This window comes from Nisaea nitritireducens, from assembly GCF_014904795.1.
Lineage (GTDB): Bacteria > Pseudomonadota > Alphaproteobacteria > Thalassobaculales > Thalassobaculaceae > Nisaea > Nisaea nitritireducens.
Genome location: NZ_JACZFS010000027.1, coordinates 30702 through 51787, shown reverse-complemented (window position 1 = coordinate 51787; position 21086 = coordinate 30702). Strand labels below are relative to the sequence as shown.

The 21086-nt window shown below is 62.8% G+C and carries 21 protein-coding genes; 18 read left to right on the top strand and 3 right to left on the bottom strand.

Annotated features, from left to right (window positions below):
- Nucleotides 1-159 precede the first annotated feature (159 nt).
- The 10 genes from IG629_RS09920 (at nt 160) to IG629_RS09875 (ending at nt 10307) form a co-directional block, all read left to right on the top strand.
- Nucleotides 160-1899: an FAD-dependent oxidoreductase gene (locus tag IG629_RS09920; protein WP_193171800.1), complete on the top strand. Its 1740-nt coding sequence runs from the start codon at nt 160-162 to the stop codon at nt 1897-1899.
- Between the two features lie 157 nt (nt 1900-2056).
- On the top strand, nt 2057-3097 hold the full coding sequence (locus tag IG629_RS09915) for a TRAP transporter substrate-binding protein (protein WP_193171799.1): 1041 nt from the start codon (nt 2057-2059) through the stop codon (nt 3095-3097).
- A 71-nt stretch (nt 3098-3168) separates the two neighbouring features.
- On the top strand, nt 3169-3753 hold the full coding sequence (locus IG629_RS09910; RefSeq protein WP_028466923.1) for a TRAP transporter small permease: 585 nt from the start codon (nt 3169-3171) through the stop codon (nt 3751-3753).
- Nucleotides 3750-5063: a TRAP transporter large permease gene (locus IG629_RS09905; RefSeq protein ID WP_193171798.1), complete on the top strand. Its 1314-nt coding sequence runs from the start codon at nt 3750-3752 to the stop codon at nt 5061-5063. The genes IG629_RS09910 and IG629_RS09905 overlap by 4 nt, the downstream gene beginning before the upstream one ends.
- A 46-nt stretch (nt 5064-5109) precedes the next feature.
- Nucleotides 5110-5874: an SDR family NAD(P)-dependent oxidoreductase gene (locus tag IG629_RS09900; RefSeq protein ID WP_193171797.1), complete on the top strand. Its 765-nt coding sequence runs from the start codon at nt 5110-5112 to the stop codon at nt 5872-5874.
- Nucleotides 5875-5883: 9 nt separating this feature from the next.
- A complete protein-coding gene (locus tag IG629_RS09895) occupies nt 5884-6660 on the top strand; it encodes a crotonase/enoyl-CoA hydratase family protein (RefSeq protein WP_193171796.1) in 777 nt (258 codons plus the stop codon).
- Entirely contained in the window at nt 6657-7145 is a 489-nt protein-coding gene (locus tag IG629_RS09890) for a MarR family winged helix-turn-helix transcriptional regulator (protein WP_193171795.1), read from the top strand. The genes IG629_RS09895 and IG629_RS09890 overlap by 4 nt, the downstream gene beginning before the upstream one ends.
- Nucleotides 7142-8959: a feruloyl-CoA synthase gene (locus IG629_RS09885; RefSeq protein ID WP_193171794.1), complete on the top strand. Its 1818-nt coding sequence runs from the start codon at nt 7142-7144 to the stop codon at nt 8957-8959. The genes IG629_RS09890 and IG629_RS09885 overlap by 4 nt, the downstream gene beginning before the upstream one ends.
- Before the next feature lie 12 nt (nt 8960-8971).
- Entirely contained in the window at nt 8972-9844 is an 873-nt protein-coding gene (locus IG629_RS09880) for an amidohydrolase family protein (protein ID WP_193171793.1), read from the top strand.
- A 1-nt stretch (nt 9845) separates the two neighbouring features.
- On the top strand, nt 9846-10307 hold the full coding sequence (locus IG629_RS09875) for a DUF3237 domain-containing protein (RefSeq protein ID WP_193171792.1): 462 nt from the start codon (nt 9846-9848) through the stop codon (nt 10305-10307).
- A 13-nt stretch (nt 10308-10320) separates the two neighbouring features.
- Here IG629_RS09875 and IG629_RS09870 read toward each other — a convergent pair whose 3' ends face one another.
- Entirely contained in the window at nt 10321-10800 is a 480-nt protein-coding gene (locus IG629_RS09870) for a MarR family winged helix-turn-helix transcriptional regulator (RefSeq protein ID WP_193171791.1), read from the bottom strand.
- A gap of 122 nt (nt 10801-10922) precedes the next feature.
- Between IG629_RS09870 and badH the strand changes: the two genes are divergently transcribed.
- From badH to IG629_RS09850, 4 genes are all read left to right on the top strand, one after another.
- Nucleotides 10923-11690, top strand: coding sequence for a 2-hydroxycyclohexanecarboxyl-CoA dehydrogenase (gene badH / locus IG629_RS09865; protein ID WP_193171790.1), 768 nt, complete (start codon nt 10923-10925; stop codon nt 11688-11690).
- A gap of 31 nt (nt 11691-11721) precedes the next feature.
- Nucleotides 11722-12504 carry a 2-ketocyclohexanecarboxyl-CoA hydrolase gene (gene badI / locus IG629_RS09860; protein ID WP_193171789.1) on the top strand — a complete coding sequence of 261 codons (783 nt, stop codon included), beginning with the start codon at nt 11722-11724 and terminating at the stop codon, nt 12502-12504.
- A gap of 45 nt (nt 12505-12549) precedes the next feature.
- On the top strand, nt 12550-13692 hold the full coding sequence (locus IG629_RS09855) for an acyl-CoA dehydrogenase family protein (protein WP_193171788.1): 1143 nt from the start codon (nt 12550-12552) through the stop codon (nt 13690-13692).
- A 193-nt stretch (nt 13693-13885) separates the two neighbouring features.
- A complete protein-coding gene (locus tag IG629_RS09850) occupies nt 13886-14380 on the top strand; it encodes an NAD(P)H-dependent oxidoreductase subunit E (RefSeq protein ID WP_193171787.1) in 495 nt (164 codons plus the stop codon).
- Nucleotides 14381-14414: 34 nt separating this feature from the next.
- Here IG629_RS09850 and argE read toward each other — a convergent pair whose 3' ends face one another.
- Nucleotides 14415-15578, bottom strand: coding sequence for an acetylornithine deacetylase (gene argE / locus IG629_RS09845; RefSeq protein ID WP_193171786.1), 1164 nt, complete (start codon nt 15576-15578; stop codon nt 14415-14417).
- 9 nt (nt 15579-15587) lie between these two features.
- On the bottom strand, nt 15588-16781 hold the full coding sequence (locus IG629_RS09840; RefSeq protein WP_193171785.1) for a M24 family metallopeptidase: 1194 nt from the start codon (nt 16779-16781) through the stop codon (nt 15588-15590).
- Nucleotides 16782-16929: 148 nt separating this feature from the next.
- On the opposite strand from IG629_RS09840, the gene eutB reads away from it, so the two are divergent.
- From eutB to IG629_RS09820, 4 genes are all read left to right on the top strand, one after another.
- Entirely contained in the window at nt 16930-17952 is a 1023-nt protein-coding gene (eutB, locus tag IG629_RS09835) for a hydroxyectoine utilization dehydratase EutB (protein ID WP_319025059.1), read from the top strand.
- On the top strand, nt 17945-18934 hold the full coding sequence (locus IG629_RS09830; protein WP_193171783.1) for a cyclodeaminase: 990 nt from the start codon (nt 17945-17947) through the stop codon (nt 18932-18934). Before eutB ends, IG629_RS09830 begins: the two co-directional genes overlap by 8 nt.
- 1 nt (nt 18935) lies before the next feature.
- On the top strand, nt 18936-19418 hold the full coding sequence (locus IG629_RS09825; RefSeq protein ID WP_193171782.1) for an Lrp/AsnC family transcriptional regulator: 483 nt from the start codon (nt 18936-18938) through the stop codon (nt 19416-19418).
- Nucleotides 19419-19570: 152 nt separating this feature from the next.
- Nucleotides 19571-20950, top strand: a complete 1380-nt coding sequence (locus tag IG629_RS09820) for an aspartate aminotransferase family protein (RefSeq protein WP_226886587.1) — start codon at nt 19571-19573, stop codon at nt 20948-20950.
- The last annotated feature ends 136 nt before the right edge of the window (nt 20951-21086 follow it).

Genomic DNA, 21086 nt, shown 5'->3' with positions numbered 1-21086 from the left:
TCCGGTATCCGGGCAGGCGGTCCCGCCGTCTTTGTCAGCCTGCAGGTTACATCGGTGAAATCAGAAAGTGGAAAGAGATTCTAATTTTGAATCATGTTTCGGATTGGGAGCCTCTATGATCGGCTTGTCCGACACAATCCGGCAGCAAGAGTGCACTCAATGTCCGATCCCAAAATCGCCTCCATATCCGCAAAATCTGAACAGGCACCCGACGACTGGGATGTGATTGTGCTTGGTGGTGGGGCGGCTGGGATGGCCGCTGCGGTTTTCGCCGCGCTCGACGGCGCCCGGACGCTTCTGGTCGAGCGTTCCGAGTTCGTCGGCGGCACCTCGGCGCTGTCCGCCGGGACGGTCTGGATTCCCAATACGAAGCATGCACAGGAGGTCGGCTCGGAGGACAGTCCGGAGAGGGCGACCGCGTTCCTCGATGCCGCTGTCGGCAACCGGGCGCCGAAAGCGATGCGGGAAACCTTCCTGCGCGCCGGTCCGGAAGCGGTGCGGCGGCTGGAAGAAAACACGGCAGTGCAATTTCGAGCCCGCCCGTTCCACCCTGATTATCTCTTCGAGCTGGAAGGTTCCGCTGCGGGCGGGCGGGCGCTTGAGGCGCTGCCGTTCGACGGCGGGACACTCGGAAAGGCGCTCGGCATTCTGCGGCCCCCGATCCCGGAGTTTACCATCCTGGACGGGATGATGGTCGACCGGGACGATATCGGCCATCTGCTGAAGATGACGCGATCGCTGAAATCGCTGGCCCATGGTGCCCGTCTGATTGCGGGCTATGCCGTCGACCGTCTGCGCCACGGGCGCGGGGCGCGGTTGGTGATGGGAAATGCGCTGACTGGCCGGTTGCTGAAAACCCTGCGGGATCTCGGGGTCACACTGATGACGGAGACCGAAATCCTCGATATTTCGGTTGGCCCGGAAGGCACAAGTGCTCTGGTTTGCACCAAAGGCGGGGATCTCAGGCTGCGGGCGCGGGGAGGGGTGATCCTCGCATCCGGCGGCTTCGCCCGTCACCCGGAGCGGCGCCGGGAGATGCTGCCCGAACCGCAGCCGGAATTCAGCCCGGCGGCCCCCGGCAATACCGGCGCGCTGCATGATATCGCGCTCAGGCTCGGTTCCCGCTATGGGGAGGGTGCGGAGCAGCCGGTATTCTGGGCGCCGGTGTCGCGCCGCCAGCGCAAGGACGGCAGCATGGCGGTGTTCCCGCATTTCGTTCTCGACCGGTCCAAGCCCGGCATTTTCTCGGTTGGCCGGGACGGGCGGCGGTTCGTCAACGAAAGCCGCTCCTATCATGAGTTCGTGGCGGCCATGTACGCTGCGAGCCGGGACGGCTCCACCATTCCTGCCTTCGAGATCACCGACGCTGAAGGGCTACGGAAGTACGGGCTCGGCATGGTGCGGCCAGGCGGGCGGGGCCTTCGGCCTTTTCTGGAAGATGGATATCTGGTGCAGGCGGAAACGCTGGCAGACCTTGCTGGTGAACTGGGCATTGACGCTGCTGGCCTTGTCGACACTGTCGCGCGGATGAACGGTTTCGCCGAAACCGGCATCGATCTCGATTTCAGCCGGGGAACAACCGTCTATGAGCGCGCCAACGGCGATCCGTCCCATGGCCCGAACCCGACGCTCGGCCCGGTCAGGACGCCGCCCTACTACGCCATCCGGCTCTGGCCGGGGGATATCGGCGCGGCCACCGGTTTGCTGACGGATACCGAGGCGCGGCTGGTCGATGCGGACAGCCAGCCGATACCCGGGCTTTATGCCTGCGGCAACGACATGCAGTCGGTCATGGGAGGCGTCTACCCGGCTCCGGGCATCAATCTGGGACCGGCAATCGCCTTTGCCTATGTCGCCGGGCGGCATGCGGCGCGGCGCGCCCATTCGGGGAATTCATAAATTCTCGGAAAACGGATAGGCTGTCCTGCTGCATGCAAACGCGTTCCCGGGATATCAGGAACGAGAATGGTTACAGATCAAAATAGTTATGTTACATAACTAATAGGAAGAGAGGCGAAAAAGCCTCCGCCGACATCGGTCACTTGGGGAGGAAACCATGACCTTTATTCGCGTGAGCCTGACAAGGGCGGTCGCGGCAATTGCCGTGCTCGCCATCAGCGTGGGCGTCTCCGCCGCGGCGGAAGTAACTCTGCGCATGCATCAGTTCCTGCCGGCGCAGGCCAATGTCCCGAAAAACATTCTCTATAAGTGGGCCGACAAGGTCGAGGCGGATTCCGGTGGCCGGATCGAGATCCAGCGCTTTCCGGCCATGCAGCTCGGCGGCAAGCCGCCGGAGCTGATCGACCAGGCCATTGACGGCGTCGCCGACATTATCTGGACCGTTTCCGGCTACACGCCAGGCCGCTTTCCGAAGGCCGAGGTGTTCGAGCTGCCGTTCACCATGACCAATGCGGAAGCCACCTCACGGGCTTATTGGGAGCTTGCCGAGGAAACCATGATGGACAGCGATTTCAGCGCTTTCCATGTGCTGGGACTCTGGGTTCATGGCCCCGGCCTGATCCACTCGAAGGCGCCGATCAGTTCCATCGCGGACCTGAACGGGGTCAAGCTGCGGGCGCCGACCCGGGTGACCAATATGCTGTTCGGTGCGCTCGGCGCGACCCCGGTCGGCATGCCGGTTCCTGCCGTACCGGAAGCGCTTTCCAAGGGCGTGATCGACGCGACCGTTATTCCCTGGGAGGTGACCGGTGCGCTGCGGGTTCCAGAGCTGGTGCAGAATCACACCGGCTTCGGCGATGCCTCGCTCTATACCACCACCTTCATCTTCGCGATGAACAAGGACCGGTACAGCGCTCTCCCGGACGATCTGAAGGCTGTGATCGACGATAATTCCGGGCTTGAGTTTTCCGCCTTCGCGGGAGCCCAGATGCAGCGGGACGACGGTCCCGCCCGGCAGTCGGCGGTCGACAAGGGGAACAACATCATCACCCTGACACCAGCGCAGACCGAGGAGTGGCGCAAGGCCGCGGAAGCCGTGACCGAAAACTGGGTGAAGGAGATGGACGGCAAGGGGCTCGACGGCACCGGTCTGAAGGCCAAGGCCGCCGCCCTGATCAAGGAACACACGGCGCAATAACCGTATTGCCCCGGGCCGTCTGAGACGGTCCGGGGCAACCCGTTCTTGTTTTCGTTCCCGGAGTTCAAGCTATGGCTGTCCTCGCGACACGGCTGGCCCGCCTGATGGCCTTGCTCGGCGGCGCCGTTCTGCTGGTGTTGATCGCCATCACCTGCGTCAGCGTGCTTGGCCGCGGTCTCAACACGTTCGGCCACAGCGCATTCCTGACGGATCTGGCGCCCGGGCTTGCGGAGGCGCTTCTGGCAAGCGGTGTCGGCGCGGTGACGGGGGACTTCGAAATCGTCGAAGCCGGGATTGCCTTCGCCATTTTCGCCTTTCTGCCGATCTGTCAGCTCAAGGCGGGACATGCGACGGTAGACATTTTCACCGATCAGCTTCCGGCCGGGGTGAACCGGGGGCTGATAGCCTTCTGGGAAGTTGCCCTGACGCTGGTCATCCTGCTGATTTCCTGGCGCCTGTTCGAAGGGCTCCAGAGCAAATACAGGTATGGCGAGACTACCTTCCTTCTGCAGTTTCCGGTCTGGTGGGCCTATGGCGCGAGTTTCGCTGCCTCGGTCATCGCCGGGTTGATCGCGCTTTATGCGGCCGGGGCCAGAATCGCCGGGCTACTGGTTGGGCGGGATGTCGTGACATACGACGGGAGCATCCGGCCGTGAGCCCTCTCGAACTCGGTTTCTGGTCCTTGCCGGTCCTGCTCATCCTGATTTTCCTGCGTGCGCCGATTGGCCTCGCGATGTTCCTGTGCGGCATTGGCGGGCTGTATTTCTCGACAGGCGGCAGCGCCATGTTCATGGCCAAGCTGAAGTCGGAAACCTATTCGACCTTCTCCAGCTACTCGCTGACCATCATCCCGATGTTCCTGCTCATGGGCCAGTTCGCCACCGCGTCGGGCATGTCCACGGCCCTGTTCAAGGCGGCGGAAAGCTGGCTCGGTCATCGCCGGGGCGGTGTGGCCATGGCGGCGGTCGGTGCCTGCGCCGGGTTCGGGGCGATCTGCGGCTCCTCGCTGGCGACCGCGGCGACCATGAGCAAGGTCGCCCTGCCGGAGCTGAGGCGCTACGGCTATTCCGGCGGCTTCTCGACGGCGACGCTGGCCGCCGGCGGCACCCTCGGCATCCTGATCCCGCCGTCGGTGATCCTGGTGATTTACGCCATCCTGACAGAGCAGAATATCGCCAAGCTGTTCGCCGCCGCCTTCATCCCTGGATTGCTGGCAGCAGCGGGCTACATGATCACGATCTCGCTCTATGTCCGTCGCAACCCGGACGCGGCGGGCACCCGCGAGCCGGTTCCTTATGCGGAACGCTTCAGCGCGCTGGTCAATGTCTGGCCGGTGCTGCTGGTCTTCGGGCTGGTGGTCGGCGGTATCTATCTTGGCTGGTTCACGCCGACGGAAGGTGCGGCGGTCGGTGCGGCGGGGACGGGCGCCATTGCGCTGGCGCGCAAGGCACTGAGTTGGAGCTTCCTGAAGGAAAGCATTATCGCCACCGCCCAGAATACCGCGATGATCTTCTTCATTATCCTCGGCGCGGCCCTCTATAACGGCTTTCTCGCCCTCAGCCAGGTGCCGCAGGAGCTTTCGGCATGGGTCGTCGGCCAGGGTTTCAGCGCCTGGACCGTGCTGACGCTGATTCTGCTGTTCTATCTCGTCTTCGGCTGCCTGATGGACAGCCTGTCGATGATCCTGCTGACCATCCCGATCTTCTTTCCTGTGGTCAGTCAGCTCGATTTCGGCATGAGCCCGGAACACATGGCGATCTGGTTCGGCATCCTGGTGCTGATCGTTGTCGAGGTTGGGCTGATCACCCCGCCGGTTGGGATGAACCTTTTCATTATCAACGTGATGGATCGGGAAACACCGATCAGCGAGACCTACAAGGCAGTGCTCTGGTTCGTCACGTCCGACATTGTCCGCGTGGTGCTTCTGGTGCTGTTCCCGTCGATCACGCTGTTCCTTCTTTACTGAGCGGGGCGAAAGCGATGCGCACACTCATTCGACATGGATTCAAATCATGCTGATCAAAGGCAACGCGGCACTTGTGACGGGCGGCGGCAGCGGTCTCGGCGCGGCGACGGCGCGCCATCTCGCGGCACAAGGGGCGAAGGTCGCCATCCTTGATTTCGATGCCGAGCGGGCAGAAGCGGTTGCCGGCGAGATCGGCGGTTTGTTCCGTCAGGTCGATGTCAGCGATGCGAATGCGGTCGGCGCCGCGATCGACAGCATTGCGGAAGAACTGGGTGCCGCGCCGCGCATTGTCGTGAACTGCGCCGGGATCGGCACCGCCGCCCGCATTGTCGGCCGCGAGGGCAAGCTCTCCATCGACGTCTTCGAGCGCACGCTGCGGGTCAACCTGTTCGGCACCTACAATGTAATGAGCCACGCCGCCCGGCACATCGCAGAACTTCCGCCGCTGGAAGGCGGTGAGCGCGGGGTGATCGTCAATACGTCCTCGGTGGCATTCGAGGATGGCCAGCTCGGCCAAGCGGCCTATGCGGCGTCGAAAGGGGCGATTGCCTCGCTCTGCCTGCCGGCGGCGCGCGAATTCGCCCAGTTTGGTGTCCGTGTGCTCTCCATCGCGCCGGGCCTGTTCCAGACCCCGATGATGCAGGGGTTGCCGGAAGAGGTGGCGCAGAAGATCGCCGAAAACATTCCGTTCCCGGCCCGGCTCGGGGAGCCCGAGGAATATGCCCTGCTCGCCGGGCAGATCATCACCAATCCCTATCTGAACGGCACGACCATCCGCCTCGACGGCGCGGTCCGGTTGCCGAAGCGCTGAGGTATCGCCATGACTGACCCTGTCCTGAAAATCGAAGTGCGCGGCGAGATTGCGGTTCTGACCATGAATCGGCCGGACAAGCGCAATGCGATGTGCGATGCGCTGCTGCAGGCGATTGACGCCTTCTTCGTCGCGCCGCCGCCGGAGGTGAAAGCCGTGGTGCTGACCGGCTCTGGCGGGCATTTCTGCTCTGGCCTCGATCTCAGCGAGCATGTCGCCCGCGACGCCGAAGGCACGATGCGGCATTCCCGAAGCTGGCACGCGGTGATGGACCGCATCCAGTTCGGCGGCCTGCCCGTGGTCTCTGCCCTGTCCGGCGCCGTGATCGGGGGTGGGCTTGAATTGGCGACCGCGACCCATGTCCGGCTGGCGGAGCCCTCGACCATTTTCCAGCTTCCCGAAGGCCGCAGGGGGATCTTTGTCGGCGGCGGGGCAAGCGTCCGGGTGGGGCGTATTCTCGGCGCCGACCGGATGATCGAGATGATGCTGACAGGACGGCGTTATTCGGCGGAAGAAGGATTGGCGCTTGGCCTAACCCATTATGCGGTGGGCGAGGGAGAGGCGCTGGAGCAGGCGCTGGACCTGGCGGCCAAGATCGCCTCGAATGCGCCGCTCTCCAACTACATCATGATCCAGGCCCTGAGCCGGATCGAGGATATGTCCAAGGCGGACGGTCTCTTCACCGAAAGCCTGTGTGCGGCGCTGACCCAGACCAGCCCAGATGCGCTCGAGGGGCTGGCCGCGTTTCTGGAGAAGCGGGCCCCGAAATTCGGAGGCGCGGCATGACGGCGCCAAAGACGAAACCGGGCGCGGTGCCGCCTCTTGCCGGCGAGGCGTCCGATTCCCTGTTGCAGCGCTTTCTCGGCTACCGGATGAAGCGGGCCTTCAATGTCGTGCAGGCGGATCTGGCGGAGGCCTTGCGCCCGTTCGATCTCCGGATGACTTCCTATACGGCGCTGGTACTGATCATGGACAATCCGGGGCTCAGCCAGTCCCAGCTTGCCGCGGTGATGGATATCGAACGGCCGAACCTCGTCGTGCTGGTTGACGAGCTGGAAGGACGGGATCTGATCGTCCGCGAGCGGGTGCCGACGGACCGGAGGACCTATGCGCTCAACGTCACTCTGGCGGGGCGGCAGCTCTGCGAAAAGGCGATGGCGGCGGTCGAGCGACACGAGGAGCAGATGTTCCGCGGACTCTCACCGGAAATGCGGGCGACTGTCGCCGAAGCGATGGTGATCATCCGGCAGGCGGGAGGACAGGCGGGATGAAGCGCACATCCAGTTTCCGCCCTCACCGCACCGAACGGGAGGATCGCCCCGATGGCAGCATCATCCTGCGCTCATCCTATCCACTCGGCCCGGTCGTCGAGCGGACAGGAGACTGGCTGCATCACTGGGCCAGCGAAGCGCCGGACCGCGTCTTCGTCGCCGAGCGTAGCGGCGCCGGCTGGCGGGAAGAGCGTTTTGCGGCTGTTCTGGAGAAAGTCCGGGCCCTGGCGGCGGCGCTTCTGGCGCGCGGCATGGGAGCCGGAACGCCGATCATCGTGCTCTCCGGAGCCGGTGTGGATCACGGGCTGCTCGCCCTGGCCGCGCAGTATATCGGTGCGCCGATCGTACCGGTGGCAGAGCAGTATTCCCTTATCCATGGCGCCCATAACCGGCTTCGCCACGCGGTGGAGCTGGTCCGGCCGCGCATGGCCTACACCGTTGACGCGGACCAATATGCCGAAGCCCTGGCGCTGGATATTTTCGACGGCATCGAGATCGTCGCCAGCCACACTGGCGGGCGGAGTGATGTCACGGCCTTTGATGATCTGCTGAAGGCGCGGGCCGGGGCGGATGTCGACGCCGCCTTTGCCGCCGTCACACCGGACACAGTGGGCAAGATCCTGATGACCTCGGGCTCGACCTCTGACCCGAAGGGGGTGCTGACCACTCACCGGATGATGTGCGCGAACCAGACCCAGATCGCCGACGCCCTGCCGTTTCTGCGTGAACGGCCGCCACGGATCACCGACTGGCTGCCCTGGAACCATGTCTTCGGCGGTTCGCACAATTTCAACATGATGCTGGCAAACGGCGGCAGTCTCTATATCGATGACGGCAAGCCGGTGAAGGGGTTGTTCGAGCGCACGGTCGAGAATCTCTCCCTGATGCCCGGAACCCTCTCGTTCAACGTGCCGGTCGGCTTCGCCATGCTGGTCTCGGCCCTGTCCGGGGACAAAGCTCTGCGCCAGCGCTTCTTCGAGGGGCTCGACCTGATCTTCTATGCGGGCGCTTCCCTGCCGCAGGAAGTCTGGGAGGGGCTTGAGCGCATGGCGTTCGAGGTCAAAGGAGAGATCCCGCTGATCACCTCGTCCTGGGGGCTGACGGAGACCGCGCCCGCAGCGCTGATGCAGATGGAGCCGACGGAACGCTCCGGCGTCGTCGGTGTGCCGCTGAACGGAGTGACGGTAAAGCTCGTCCCGGATCCGGATATGCGCTGCGAGGTCAGGGTCAAGGGGCCGAACATCATGCCCGGCTATTTCGAGGCACCGGAAAAGACCCGGGAGGCGTTCGACGAGGAAGGCTTCCTGATTACCGGGGACGCCATGACCTTTGTCGATCCTGGGGATTTAAACCGGGGGTTGCGGTTCGATGGCCGGATCTCCGAGGATTTCAAGCTGCTGACCGGAACCTGGGTCCGGGCTGCCCAACTCCGGCTCGATCTATTGTCCTGCCTCGCGCCACTCGCGGCCGACCTTGTGGTGACCGGTGCCGACCGGGGCGAGATAGGGGTGATGATCTTCCCCAATCTCGCCGAGCTGGAGCGTGAGGGATATGCTCTTGATGAGGCGGACGGCGCGATGACCGACAGGCTGTTGCTCGGCGATATCCACCGCCGGCTTGCCGAACGGGACCGCGAGTTTTCCGGCAGCTCGACGCGTGTCAGCCGGGCTATCGTGCTGTCTGAGCCGGCGTCGATGCCGGAGGCGGAGATGACCGCCAAGGGTAATCTCAATTTCCGCCGTGTCCTGCAGCGCCGGTCGGCGCTTCTTGAGCGGCTCTATTCCGACGGCGATGCAGCCGTGACGACACTCTGAAGGAACAGGAATATGGTTGATATTTCCAAGGTCAGGGCGATCGATGTCCATACCCATGCCGAGGAGCCGTGCGGCTGCCACACGGACGATGGTTATGACGATTTGCAGGCGACCATGGCGCAATATTTCCGGGCGCCCTGGCAGCATCCGCCGACCGTGCCGGAGACCGCACAACATTATCGCGAGCAGAATATCGCCGCCGTGATCTTCCCGGTCGATGCGGAGCGGGAAACCGGCTACCGGCGCTACAAGAACGAGGAAGTTGCGGAACTCGCTGCCGAGAATGACGACGTGCTCATTCCCTTCGCCTCCATTGACCCGTGGAAGGGCAAGATGGGGGTACGTGAGGCCCGCCGTCTGATCCGGGAATTCGGCATCAAGGGGTTCAAGTTCCATCCGACCATGCAGGGCTTCTATCCGAACGACCGGATGGCTTATCCGCTATACGAGGCGATCGAGGAGGAGGGCGGCATCGCGCTGTTCCATACCGGCCAGACCGGTGTCGGCTCAGGCATGCCCGGTGGCAACGGCATGCGGCTGAAATACTCCAACCCGATGTATATGGACGATGTCGCGGTGGACTTCCCGGATCTGAAGATCATCCTGGCGCACCCGTCCTTCCCTTGGCAGGAGGAGGCGCTGGCCGTCGCCCAGCACAAGCCGAACGTCTATATCGACCTCTCCGGCTGGAGCCCGAAATACTTCCCGGAAATCCTGGTCCGCTATTGCAATTCGATCCTGCGGAAAAAGGTCCTGTTCGGCTCCGACTGGCCGATGATCACGCCGGAACGCTGGCTCACTGACTTCGAGCAGATCAAGATCAAGGACGAGATCCGCCCCGATATCCTGAAAGGCAATGCCGCCCGTTTGCTCGGGTTCGCCTGAGATGCGCGCCGCACCCGGCCTGCGTCCGGTCTGCACGCTCACGGTGGAGCTGAGTTCGATCCGCGAGCTTGGTCAGGGCCGGGCAGGCAAGCGGCGCATCATTCCAATCGTGGGCGGCCGCGTCGAGGGGCCGGAGCTGGCCGGCACGATCATTGATGTCGGAGCGGATTGGCAGACCGTCTATGACAATGGCTGCGCCTGGCTCAATGCCCGCTATGCCTTCGAGACGCCGGATGGCGCTTTGATCGAGGTGCTGAACCACGGGTACCGGCACGGCCCGCCGGACGTTCTGGAAAAGCTTGCAGAGGGCCAGCCGGTTGACCCGGCGGAGTACTATATGCGGACCTCGGCCCGACTGGAGACCGGCGATCCGCGGTATGACTGGGTCAACCGCACTCTGTTTGTCGGGACGGGCGCGCGGCTCCCGTCCGCCGTGGAGATTGCTCTCTTCGCAATTGATTGATGGGCGTATCGCTCTAGAGCTTCGCCAATCCGGTGCACAGCCGGTTGAGGAATCGCATGAGCAGGTAGCTCTCCTCTCCTGAAAGCTCCGAGAGTGCTGCATCGTAAAATGCCTGGATTGCACCCTGCATGGCCCCCCAGGTCGTTCTGCCGTTTACCGTCAGCCGGACGTGGCGGACTCGTCCGTCATCTGCCGCACGAATGCGTTCGACAAGCCCCGCGCGCTGCAGGCGATCGAGAACGGCGGTCAGGCTCTGTCGACTGACCATCAAATATTCCATCAATAACTTGACGGACATTCCGTCTTTCTGGACCTGCTCTCGCGCCAGAGCTCCAAGCACGGCCCATTGCTGGGTGGTGATGCCAAAGGCTTCAACAGCGTTGGTTCCCGCCTTGTGCATCAGATTGGATGATTGATAAAGGCGGAAAAAAAGCCGGTTTGCGACTTCGTCGACCGAGTGATCATCCTGCAGGACTATGTCCGGGTCTGCCATGCGAACGCGCATTCCATCAACTAATTGACGCACCATAATATACATCATAGCATTGATATATATTATGACCAGTAAAAGCGGCGGCATGAAGATCGTTGGATCGGGTCTGAGGGAGGAAATTCATGGAACGTTTCGACGGCAACACGGCAATCGTGACCGGTGGTGGTGGCGGCATCGGCGGTGAGACCTGTGCGCGCCTTGCGTCTGAAGGTGCCGCTGTGGCGGTGCTCGACCGGGATCTCGCGACCGCGGAGGTGTCTGTAGGCCGGATCAGGGATGCGGGCGGGCAAGCCATTGCGCTTGAGTGCGACATAACCGACCGGAAGGCGGTTGATGGCGCCGTTGCAAAGACGGAGGAGGAACTCGGGCCCGTCGATATCCTTGTCAACAATGCGGGATGGGACATCTTCAAGCCATTCACGCAGACGGTGCCAGAGGAATGGGAGCGGCTGATCGCGATCAATCTGACGGGTGCCCTTCACATGCATCACGCCGTCCTTCCCGGCATGGTCGAGCGACGGCACGGGCGCATCGTCAATATTTCCTCCGATGCCGCGCGCGCCGGGTCTTCAGGAGAAGCTGTTTATGCCGCCTGCAAGGGGGGGCTCGTCGCTTTTTCCAAGACGATCGCCCGTGAACACGCCCGGCACGGGATCACCGTCAATGTGGTCTGTCCCGGTCCGACTGACACGGCGCTGTTCGCGGACTTCAAGGAAGGTGCGGGCGACCCGGACAAATTGCTGAAGGCTTTCGAGCGGGCCATCCCTTTGGGACGCATCGCACAGCCGCAGGATCTTCCGGGTGCGATCCTTTTCTTCGCCAGTGACGACGCGGCTTATGTGACCGGTCAGGTGCTCAGTGTCTCCGGCGGCCTGACGATGGCTGGCTGAGACGGTCAACGAAAACTCTGGAGGACATAAAATGGATTTCGAGGACTTGCTCTACGAGGTTCGCAACGGCGTTGCCTGGATCATGATCAACCGGCCGGAAAAGATGAACGCATTCCGCGGCCGGACCTGCGATGAGCTGATCAAGGCGCTCTACAAGGCCGGCTATGACCGGGAGATCGGCGCCATTGTTTTGGCTGGGGCCGGTGAGCGGGCCTTCTGTACCGGGGGCGACCAGTCGGAACATGACGGGCAATATGACGGACGGGGGACCATCGGCTTGCCGATGGAGGAGTTGCATGCCGCGATCCGGGACGTGCCGAAGCCGGTGATCGCGCGGGTGCAGGGCTACGCCATCGGCGGCGGTAACGTGCTGGCGACGATCTGTGATCTGACAATATGCTCGGACAAGGCCGTCTTCGGTCAGGTCGGGCCGAAGATGGGGTCGGTCGACCCCGGCTACGGCACGGCCTATCTCGCCCGCGTGGTCGGAGAGAAGAAGGCGCGCGAGATCTGGTATCTCTGCCGACGCTATTCCGGTGCTGAAGCCGTCGAGATGGGACTGGCCAATATCTGTGTGCCGCAGGACGAACTGGACGCGGAAGTGCAGAAATGGGGCGAGGAAATCTGCGAGCGGAGCCCGACGGCGATCGCCATTGCGAAGCGTTCCTTCAACATGGACACAGCCCACCAGGCAGGTATCGCGGGCATGGGGATGTATGCCCTGAAGCTCTATTACGAAACCGATGAATCCCGCGAGGGCGTGAATGCCTTCCTGGAAAAGCGAAAGCCGGATTTCCGTAAACACGCCAAGTAATGGCGCCTAGAGCCGCCCGATCACTTCTTGAAAGAGGCAAGCGCCATGGATCCGGCCTTCAGCGACGACCAGCAGAGTATTTTCGAAACCGCCCGGCGCTTTGCGGCCGAACGTGTCGCGCCGGGCTATCAGGCGCGCGAGGCCGAGGCCCGGATCGATAGGGCGCTGGTCCGGGAGCTTGGAGGTCTTGGCCTGATCGCGCCGGAACTGCCGGAGCAATTCGGCGGTCTCGGTCTCGACAGCGTCACGAGCGGACTGATCGCCGAGGCGATCGGCTATGCCGACCTCAATGTCGCCTACCTGCAGATACTCGGCTCGTTGAACGGCAAGATCATCTCGGAGCACGCCGCGCCGGACCTCGCTGCCGAGTGGATCGGCCGGATCGTTTCCGGCGAGTCCGTCGTCTGCATCGGGTTGACGGAGCCGCGTGGCGGATCGGACGCCGCCAACCTCGGGCTCACGGCGCGGCGCTCCGGAAACCGATATATCCTGAAGGGCGAGAAATCGTCGATCAGCATGGCCGACCAGGCCGATGCCATCGTGCTGTTCGCGCGGACTGGCGCCGCCGAGGATCGTGCCCGCGGCATCAGTGCTTTCCTGATCCCGATGGACACGCCCGGTATCTCGACCCAGCGCTACAGGGACCTTGGCAGTCATGCCATCGGCCGCTGTTCGATCTTCTTCGACGATGTTGAGATACCGGCAGATTGGCGGCTTTCGGAAGAAGGCGGGGGATTCGTCCAGGTGATGCAGGGGTTCGATTTCAGCCGGGCGCTGATCGGGCTCCAGGTTCTCGGCGCCGCACAGGCCTCCCTCGACGAGAGCTGGCGCTACATCCAGCAGCGTCAGGCATTCGGAGCGCCGCTGGCGGCGAACCAGGGCATAACCTTTCCGCTCGCGGAAAACGAGGCGGCGATCGCGGCTGCCCGACAACTCTGCTACCACACGCTGCGCCTGAAGGATGCGGGAAGGCCGCATACCTCCGAGGCGGCGATGTGCAAGTGGCTGGCGCCGAAGAGCGCCGTGGAGGTGATCCACCAGTGCCTGCTGACTCATGGTCATTATGGCTGGTCTCTGGATCTGCCGCACCAACAGCGCCTGCGCGATGTGATGGGGCTGGAAATCGGCGACGGAACGGCTCAGATCATGAAGACCATCGTCGCCCGAGAAAAATTGCGCCACGCTTAGTCTGCAGGGGCGAGATTTCTGCCCCGCGGCGTCACCCGCCACCCGCCTCATAGACGCCCCCGATAGGGTCATCGACACTAACGATTAGATTGTTCCGTAGCCTTCGCGGATGATTCCGCCTCAAGTGGACGCGAGATAGAAACAACCGTGAGATATGTCATGTCAGTGACAGAGGAAACGCCCTCCATCCGGGATGCGCGCGCCGTTTTGCGCTGAATACGGCAATGTCGCTTCGATGCTTCTCGAGATCCTGCACGACCTGCAGGACAAAATCGGCCATATCGCGCCGGATTGTCTTCCCGTCATTGCCGACAGTCTGAACCTATCCAAGGTGGAAGTTCATGGCGTCGTCAGTTTTTATCACGATTTTAAATCCGAACCGGGCGGCCGAGTGGTCGTCAAGATCTGTCAGGCGAAAGACCGCCGGTCGATGGGCGCGGTTGCCGTGATCGAACCGATCCTGTCCCGCTATGGCGTGTCCCTGTCCGAGAAAACCGGCACAGGCGTGGTATTCGAGCCGGTTTATTGCCTTGGAAATTGTGCCGCGTACCGCCGAGGGCGAGGGACGGCTGCATGCCGTCCAGCTGGTCGACCCGGTGGTAGAATACACAGTTGGCCTTGCCGTGCAGGATCGCGATCCTTTAACGATCCTGGTTTCGTCTCTGGCATCGATCGCGGCGGGTTTTGAGAATTGATGTACCGTATTTGCCAGCCAGCGGGGGTCAACCGGTCAACTTCGCTGTCAGTTTCTCCAGCATGACGAGGCACTGGTCGATCTGGTCGATGGCTATGTATTCGTCCGGCTTGTGGGCTTGCTCGATGGAGCCGGGGCCGCAGACCACGGTGGAGATGCCGAGTTTCTGGAATAGGCCGGCTTCGGTGCCGAAAGCCACCAGATCCGCGCCGTTTGCGCCGGTCAGCTCAGCGACGATTTTCAGGGCCTCGCTTTCCGGAACCGGCTCCAGCCCGTCAACCTCGCCAATGATCTCAGTGCTGATATCCGCATCCTTTGAGACCGCGCGCATGGCCGGCAGCAAGTTGTCATTTACATAGGCGGCGATTTCCCGCTTCACGAAATCAGCGTCCCCATTCTGGACAGGACGCATTTCCCAATCGAGATGGGCGAGACCGGGAATGACGTTATGGGCGACGCCGCCGGAAAGGCGCCCGACCTGGACCGTCGTCCAGGGCGGATCGAAGCGGGAGCCTTCGGGCGCCCGGCCCTTGAGGGTCTCGCGCAACTCCATCAGCCTTGTGACGTAGCGCACCGCGTATTCAACGGCGTTGACGCCATGATCCGGTTGCGAGCCATGACCCTCAAGACCGCTGAAGGTCACGGTATATTCGCAGCAGCCCTTGTGCCCCTCGATGATCCGCATTTCCGTTGGCTCGCCGATGATGCAGACCGCCGGTTTGAATGGCAGCAGGGCGAGTTCGTGCATCAGCGCCTGGGCACCGAGGCAGCCGACCTCCTCATCATAGGTAAAGGCGAAATGCACCGGCCGCCTCAGGTCATTTTTCGCATAGTGCGGTGCCATCGCCAGTGCCGCCGCGATGAAGCCTTTCATGTCGCAGGTGCCGCGTCCGTAGGCCTTGCCTTCGGCGACATGCATTCCGAACGGATCGCTGGACCAGGCCTGATCCGTCACAGGAACCACATCGCTGTGGCCGGAAAGCACGATACCGCCATCCACCTCCGGCCCGATGGTGGCGAAGAGGTTGGCTTTTGTTCCGTCCGGGGCCCGGAAGGTGTGCACGTTGGCGCCGAGCTTCCCGAGATACTCCGCCGCATAGTCGATCAGCGCCAGATTGCTGTCAGCGGAAACGGTCGGGAAGCCGATCAGGTTGGACAGGATCTCGAGCGTGGCGGAGCGGGTCGGGTGCATGATCGGCCCTTATTCCTTCACGAACAGCTTGCGTTCGACATTGGCCAGGCATTCCGCCGGGCCATCATCGGTGATGCGCAGGGTCTCGGTGATCTCCAGCCCCCAGTCATCCATCCAGAGCGCCGGCATGAAGTGGAACGTCATGTTCGGCTGCAGCACGGTATTGTCGCTCGGCCGGATGGACATGGTGCGCTCGCCCCAGTCAGGCGGGTAGCTGAGCCCGATCGGATAGCCGCAGCGGCCCTCGCGCTTGACCCCGTGCTTCTCCAGTACGGCATAGAAGGCGCGGGCAATGTCGCCTGCCGTATTGCCTGCCCGAGCCGCCTCGATACCGTCCGTAATGCCCTCAAGCACGACTTCCTCGGCCCGGAGCATGTCGATCGGCGGGGTGCCGAGATGGATCGTCCGGCAGAGCGGGGCGTGATAGTGCCGGTAGCAGCCGGCGATCTCGAAGAAGGTGGCCTGTTCCGGCTCCAGCTCGGTGTCGTCCCAGGTCAGGTGCGCCGCGCTGGCATCCTTGCCGGTCGGCAGCAGCGGCACGATGGCCGGGTAGTCGCCGCCGAAGCTGCCTTCGTCATCCTCTCCGCCCATCAGACCGGTGCGGTAAATCTCCGCCACCAGTTCGTTCTTGCGCAAGCCCGGGCGCATCAGCTCGTAAATGGCGGCATGCATCTTCTCGACGATGTGGGCCGCCCGGCGCATGTATTTCAGCTCCGTCGCGGATTTCACCCCGCGCTGCCAGTTCACCAGGCCTGTGGCATCTTCAATGACGCCTTCATGGTTTTTCGTGAGCACGCTATGGGCGCGGGCGGAGTAGTAATAATTCTCCATCTCTACGCCGAGGGTCAGGTTGTTCCAGCCTCTCTCGGCAATCGCGGTGCCGAGGTCTTCCATCGCGTGGCAATCGGCGGCCATGACGTAATCGTCCGAATAACCGCGGATATTGGCCACATCCATGTAGCAGGTCCGCATGGCGCCCTTGGCGTCCATTCCCCGGCCCCAGAAGACCGGCTCGCCCTCGGGACCGACGATCACGCCCTGATGGACATAGAAGGACCAGCCGTCATAGCCGGTCAGCCAGGCCATGTTGGACGGATCGGAAATGAACAGCACCTCAATCCCGGCTTTCTCCATCGCCGTCCGGACCTTGACCAGCCGCTCGATGTATTCTTCGCGGGAAAACGGGAGTTTGACGTCGGGCATGAGGCGAAGTCCACTGAGCGGGTTGAAGAATTCGGCAGGTCCGGCGATTGAGCATCAACATCCGCTGTTTGACAATCGCCGTGACATGTGGCCGATGCTGAAAAGAAAAAAGATCAATTACTTGTCCTCTTTCGAAGGAAATTTGTCTGTGAGCGATTGGCGCCGGGAATTATCGCTGGAGAACGTGACGGCGGCCCGGGCGGCCATTGCGGGGATAGCGGTGGAGACGCCGTTGGTGCCGTCGCCCTTTCTTTCCTCGATGGCTGGCATGGAAGTGCTGCTCAAGCTGGAGATCGCGCAGCCGATTGGTGCCTTCAAGATCCGGGGCGCAGCGAACGCCATCTCTGTCCTGCCGGGCGACTGTCCTGGCGTGACTTGTTGCTCTACGGGCAATCACGGGCGCGGGGTCGCTTATGCGGCGCGGGCGCGGGGCCTGCGCGCGGTTATTTGCATGTCCGAACTGGTCCCCGAAGCCAAGGTTGAAGGCATTCGCGCGCTTGGCGCGGAAGTCCGGATCATCGGCCGGTCACAGGACGAGGCTGGAAAGGAAAGCCGGCGTCTTGTGGAGGAAGAAGGATTGGCGGAAATCCCGCCCTTCGACGATCCGCTGGTGATTGCCGGGCAAGGCACCATCGGCCTTGAGTTGCTGGACAGCCGTCCGGACCTCGAAACACTGCTTATCCCGCTTTCCGGCGGCGGACTGGCCGCCGGGATCGCGCTGGCGGCGAAAGCGCGCAAGCCAGGCATCCGGGTGATCGGCATTTCCATGGATCGGGGCGCGGCAATGTATGAGGCGATGCAGGCAGGCCGGAACGTGGCGGTGGAAGAGGTGCCGAGCCTGGCCGACTCCCTCGGCGGCGGTCTCGGCGCCGACAACCGGCTGACCCTGCCGCTCTGCCGGGATCTGGTCGATGAGACCGTTCTGGTCACGGAAGAAGAGATATACCGTGCCATGCAGTGCCACTATTACGAAGACCGGATCGTCTGCGAAGGCGGGTCGGCCGTTGGTGCGGCAGCGATGCTGGCAGGCAAGCTGCCCTCTATGAAAGGTCCGGCGGCGACCATCCTCTCCGGACGCAATCTCGACATGAAGATGCACGCGGACATCATGGCGGGACGCGCCGTCCGCCTCGGCGATCTCACTCTTGAAGGACAGCCCTATCATGCCTGATACCAATGTTCTGACCGAAGCGGATCTGCGTGCCCTGGTGACGCTCGATCTGGAAACAATCGACGTGGTTGAAAGCGCGTTCCGGGCGCTGGCCTCGGGTGAGGTCATCATGCCGCCGATCCTCTCCATGGATATCCCGGCGGTGAATGGCGAGGTCGATGTAAAGACAGCCTACATTCCGGGCTTCGACGGTTTTGCGATCAAGGTCAGTCCCGGTTTCTTCGACAATCCGAAACTGGGTCTGCCGAGCCTGAACGGGCTGATGATTCTGTTCTCGGCGAAGACCGGGCTGGTTGAGGCGCTGTTGCTGGATAACGGTTATTTGACAGACATACGCACCGCAGCCGCCGGCGCTGTCGCGGCCCGGCATCTGGCTCCCAAAGTGCACACCGCCGGGGTGATCGGCACGGGCGTACAGGCCCGGTTGCAGATCGAGGCCGCACGTCTGGTGCGCCCGTTCGAGCGGGTACTGGTGTGGGGCCGGGACGCGGCAAATGCAAAGAAATGCGCCGCCGATCTGGCGGAAAAGCTCAGCATTGAAGTCCGCGTCGAGACTGACCCGGCCCGGCTGGTTGCCGAAAGCCAGCTCGTCGTCACCACAACGCCGTCGCGTGAGCCGGTATTGCGCGCGGACTGGCTGCATCCGGGATTGCATATCACCGCCATGGGCTCGGATCAGCCAGGCAAGGTGGAAGTGGATCCGGCGGTATTCCGCAGGGTGGATGCCTATGTGCCGGACCGGCTGAGCCAATGCCGTATCCAGGGTGAGCTGCGAGCCGCCATCGAGGCCGGAGCCGCCAATGCGGACAAGATCTTTCCGGAGCTGGGGGAGGTGGTCGCGGGCCACGCGCCGGGCCGGAAATCGGCATCGGATATCACCTTCGCGGATCTGACGGGCACCGGCGCGCAGGACACGGCGATCGCCACCCGCGCGGTTGCGTTGGCCGTCATGGCCGGGGCCGGCACCCGGATTGCTTCCTGACATGGCCCTGAAGCTCGACGCCCGGGATGTGAAGATCCTCGCCATTCTGCAGCAGGAAGGACGGATTTCGAAATCCGATCTGGCGCGGCGGGTGAACCTGTCCAACACGCCATGCTGGGAGCGGCTGCAGCGCCTGGAAGCGGCGGGCATTGTGCGTGGTTATGGGGCGCGGATCGCTCTGGAATTGTTCGCGGAACATGTCACGGTCTTCGTGACGGCAGAGCTTGAAAACCACCGGAACGAGGATTTCGTCCGGTTCGAGGATGCGGTCGGGCGCGAGCCGGAGATCATCGGTTGCTGGGCGCTTGGCGGCGGGCTCGATTATCTCTTCCAGGTCGTGACCCGAAACGTCACCAGCTACCAGAGCCTGATAGACCGGATGCTGGAAAGCGAGGCGGGACTGAAGCGCTATTACAGCTACATCGTCACCAAGGAAGTTAAGGCGGGCGGCGCGATCCCGGTGGAGCTGTTCGCCGGTACCTGATCCGGCAGAAAAATCACCCGGCTCAATGTGTCTCAGCCGAAAAACTCTCTGTCATGCGAGGGGAGTTCAGTCAGATCTTCGCCGTTTCCGGCACTAGGCTCTCCGGTGAACAGCCTTGGGCCGTCAGGCCCGCGCCGCAGCGATAAGGAATCATGATGCTTACCAACGATCAGCTCGCTCAGTGGGATCGGGAGAATTTCTTCCATCCCTCGACCCATCTTGCCCAGCATGCGCGCGGGGAAACCCCGACGCGGGTGATCACCGGCGGCTCCGGCGTCTATATCGAGGACCGGGACGGCAAGAAGATGCTGGACGGGTTCGCCGGTCTCTATTGCGTCAACGTCGGCTATGGCCGTCCGGAGATCTCGGAAGCCATCGCGGCGCAGGCGAAAGAGCTGGCTTATTATCATTCCTATGTCGGGCATGGCACCGAGGCCTCGATCACGCTGTCCAAGATGGTGCTCGACCGGGCGCCGTCGAACATGTCGAAGGTCTATTTCGGTCTTGGCGGCTCGGACGCGAACGAAACCAACGTGAAGCTGGTCTGGTACTACAACAATGTGCTCGGCCGGCCGGAAAAGAAGAAGATCATCTCGCGCTGGCGCGGCTATCACGGCTCCGGGCTGGTTACCGGCTCGCTGACCGGGCTTGAGCTGTTCCACAAGAAGTTCGATCTGCCGCTGTCGCAGGTCATCCACACCGATGCCCCGTATTATTTCCGCCGTCCGGACCTTGCCCAGAGCGAAGCGGACTTCACCGCCCAGTGCGCTTCCGAGCTGGAAGCGCTGATCGAGCGTGAAGGCGCTGACACCATCGCCGCCTTCATCGGCGAGCCTGTGCTCGGCACCGGCGGCATCGTTCCGCCGCCGGCCGGTTATTGGGCCGCCATCCAGGCCGTCCTGAAGAAGCACGACATCCTGCTGATCGCTGACGAGGTGGTGACCGGCTTCGGCCGGCTCGGCTCGATGATGGGCTCCGACCATTACGGCATCGAGGCGGATATCATCACCATCGCCAAGGGGCTGACCTCGGCCTATGCGCCGCTGTCCGGCTCGATCATTTCGGACAAGGTCTGGAAGGTTCTGGAGCAGGGCACGGACGAGCTTGGCCCGATCGGCCATGGCTGGACCTATTCGGCGCACCCGATCGGGGCCGCCGCGGGTGTTGCAAACCTGGATCTGATCGACAGGCTCGGCCTGGTCGGCAATGCGAAGGAGATGGGTGCCTATTTCAACAAGGCCCTAGCCGATGCCCTCGGCTCCCACGCCCATGTCGGCGATGTTCGGGGCGAGGGGCTGCTGGCCGCCGTCGAGTTCGTCGAGGACAAGGAAAAGCGGACCTTCTTCGACCCGTCTCGCAAGATCGGCCCGGCCATGGCGGCGGCACTGCTGGAGCAGGGTGTGATCGCCCGGGCCATGCCGCAGGGCGATATCCTCGGCTTCGCGCCGCCGCTCTGCCTGACACGGGAAGAGGCTGACATCATCGTCGGCGCCACGGTCAAGGCGGTGGAGAAAGTGTTCGGCGCTGCCTAGTCACATTTCAGGTGCGGCCGTTCCGGCGGCCGCACCGTATTCATTGTACCCGCGCCGAAACCGGTAGCCTCGAAGCCGGATCTGGCGACGAGAGCGATACCGGGCAGTGGCCTGCACGCTTTCAATAGCGTCATGA

Coding starts and splice junctions, on each gene's coding strand:
- IG629_RS09920 (WP_193171800.1), top strand. CDS start 160: ATGTCCGATCCCAAAATCGCCTCCATATCCGCAAAATCTGAACAGGCA.
- IG629_RS09915 (WP_193171799.1), top strand. CDS start 2,057: ATGACCTTTATTCGCGTGAGCCTGACAAGGGCGGTCGCGGCAATTGCC.
- IG629_RS09910 (WP_028466923.1), top strand. CDS start 3,169: ATGGCTGTCCTCGCGACACGGCTGGCCCGCCTGATGGCCTTGCTCGGC.
- IG629_RS09900 (WP_193171797.1), top strand. CDS start 5,110: ATGCTGATCAAAGGCAACGCGGCACTTGTGACGGGCGGCGGCAGCGGT.
- IG629_RS09895 (WP_193171796.1), top strand. CDS start 5,884: ATGACTGACCCTGTCCTGAAAATCGAAGTGCGCGGCGAGATTGCGGTT.
- IG629_RS09890 (WP_193171795.1), top strand. CDS start 6,657: ATGACGGCGCCAAAGACGAAACCGGGCGCGGTGCCGCCTCTTGCCGGC.
- IG629_RS09885 (WP_193171794.1), top strand. CDS start 7,142: ATGAAGCGCACATCCAGTTTCCGCCCTCACCGCACCGAACGGGAGGAT.
- IG629_RS09880 (WP_193171793.1), top strand. CDS start 8,972: ATGGTTGATATTTCCAAGGTCAGGGCGATCGATGTCCATACCCATGCC.
- IG629_RS09875 (WP_193171792.1), top strand. CDS start 9,846: ATGCGCGCCGCACCCGGCCTGCGTCCGGTCTGCACGCTCACGGTGGAG.
- IG629_RS09870 (WP_193171791.1), bottom strand. CDS start 10,800: ATGGCAGACCCGGACATAGTCCTGCAGGATGATCACTCGGTCGACGAA.
- badH (WP_193171790.1), top strand. CDS start 10,923: ATGGAACGTTTCGACGGCAACACGGCAATCGTGACCGGTGGTGGTGGC.
- badI (WP_193171789.1), top strand. CDS start 11,722: ATGGATTTCGAGGACTTGCTCTACGAGGTTCGCAACGGCGTTGCCTGG.
- IG629_RS09855 (WP_193171788.1), top strand. CDS start 12,550: ATGGATCCGGCCTTCAGCGACGACCAGCAGAGTATTTTCGAAACCGCC.
- IG629_RS09850 (WP_193171787.1), top strand. CDS start 13,886: ATGCGCGCGCCGTTTTGCGCTGAATACGGCAATGTCGCTTCGATGCTT.
- argE (WP_193171786.1), bottom strand. CDS start 15,578: ATGCACCCGACCCGCTCCGCCACGCTCGAGATCCTGTCCAACCTGATC.
- IG629_RS09840 (WP_193171785.1), bottom strand. CDS start 16,781: ATGCCCGACGTCAAACTCCCGTTTTCCCGCGAAGAATACATCGAGCGG.
- IG629_RS09830 (WP_193171783.1), top strand. CDS start 17,945: ATGCCTGATACCAATGTTCTGACCGAAGCGGATCTGCGTGCCCTGGTG.
- IG629_RS09825 (WP_193171782.1), top strand. CDS start 18,936: ATGGCCCTGAAGCTCGACGCCCGGGATGTGAAGATCCTCGCCATTCTG.
- IG629_RS09820 (WP_226886587.1), top strand. CDS start 19,571: ATGATGCTTACCAACGATCAGCTCGCTCAGTGGGATCGGGAGAATTTC.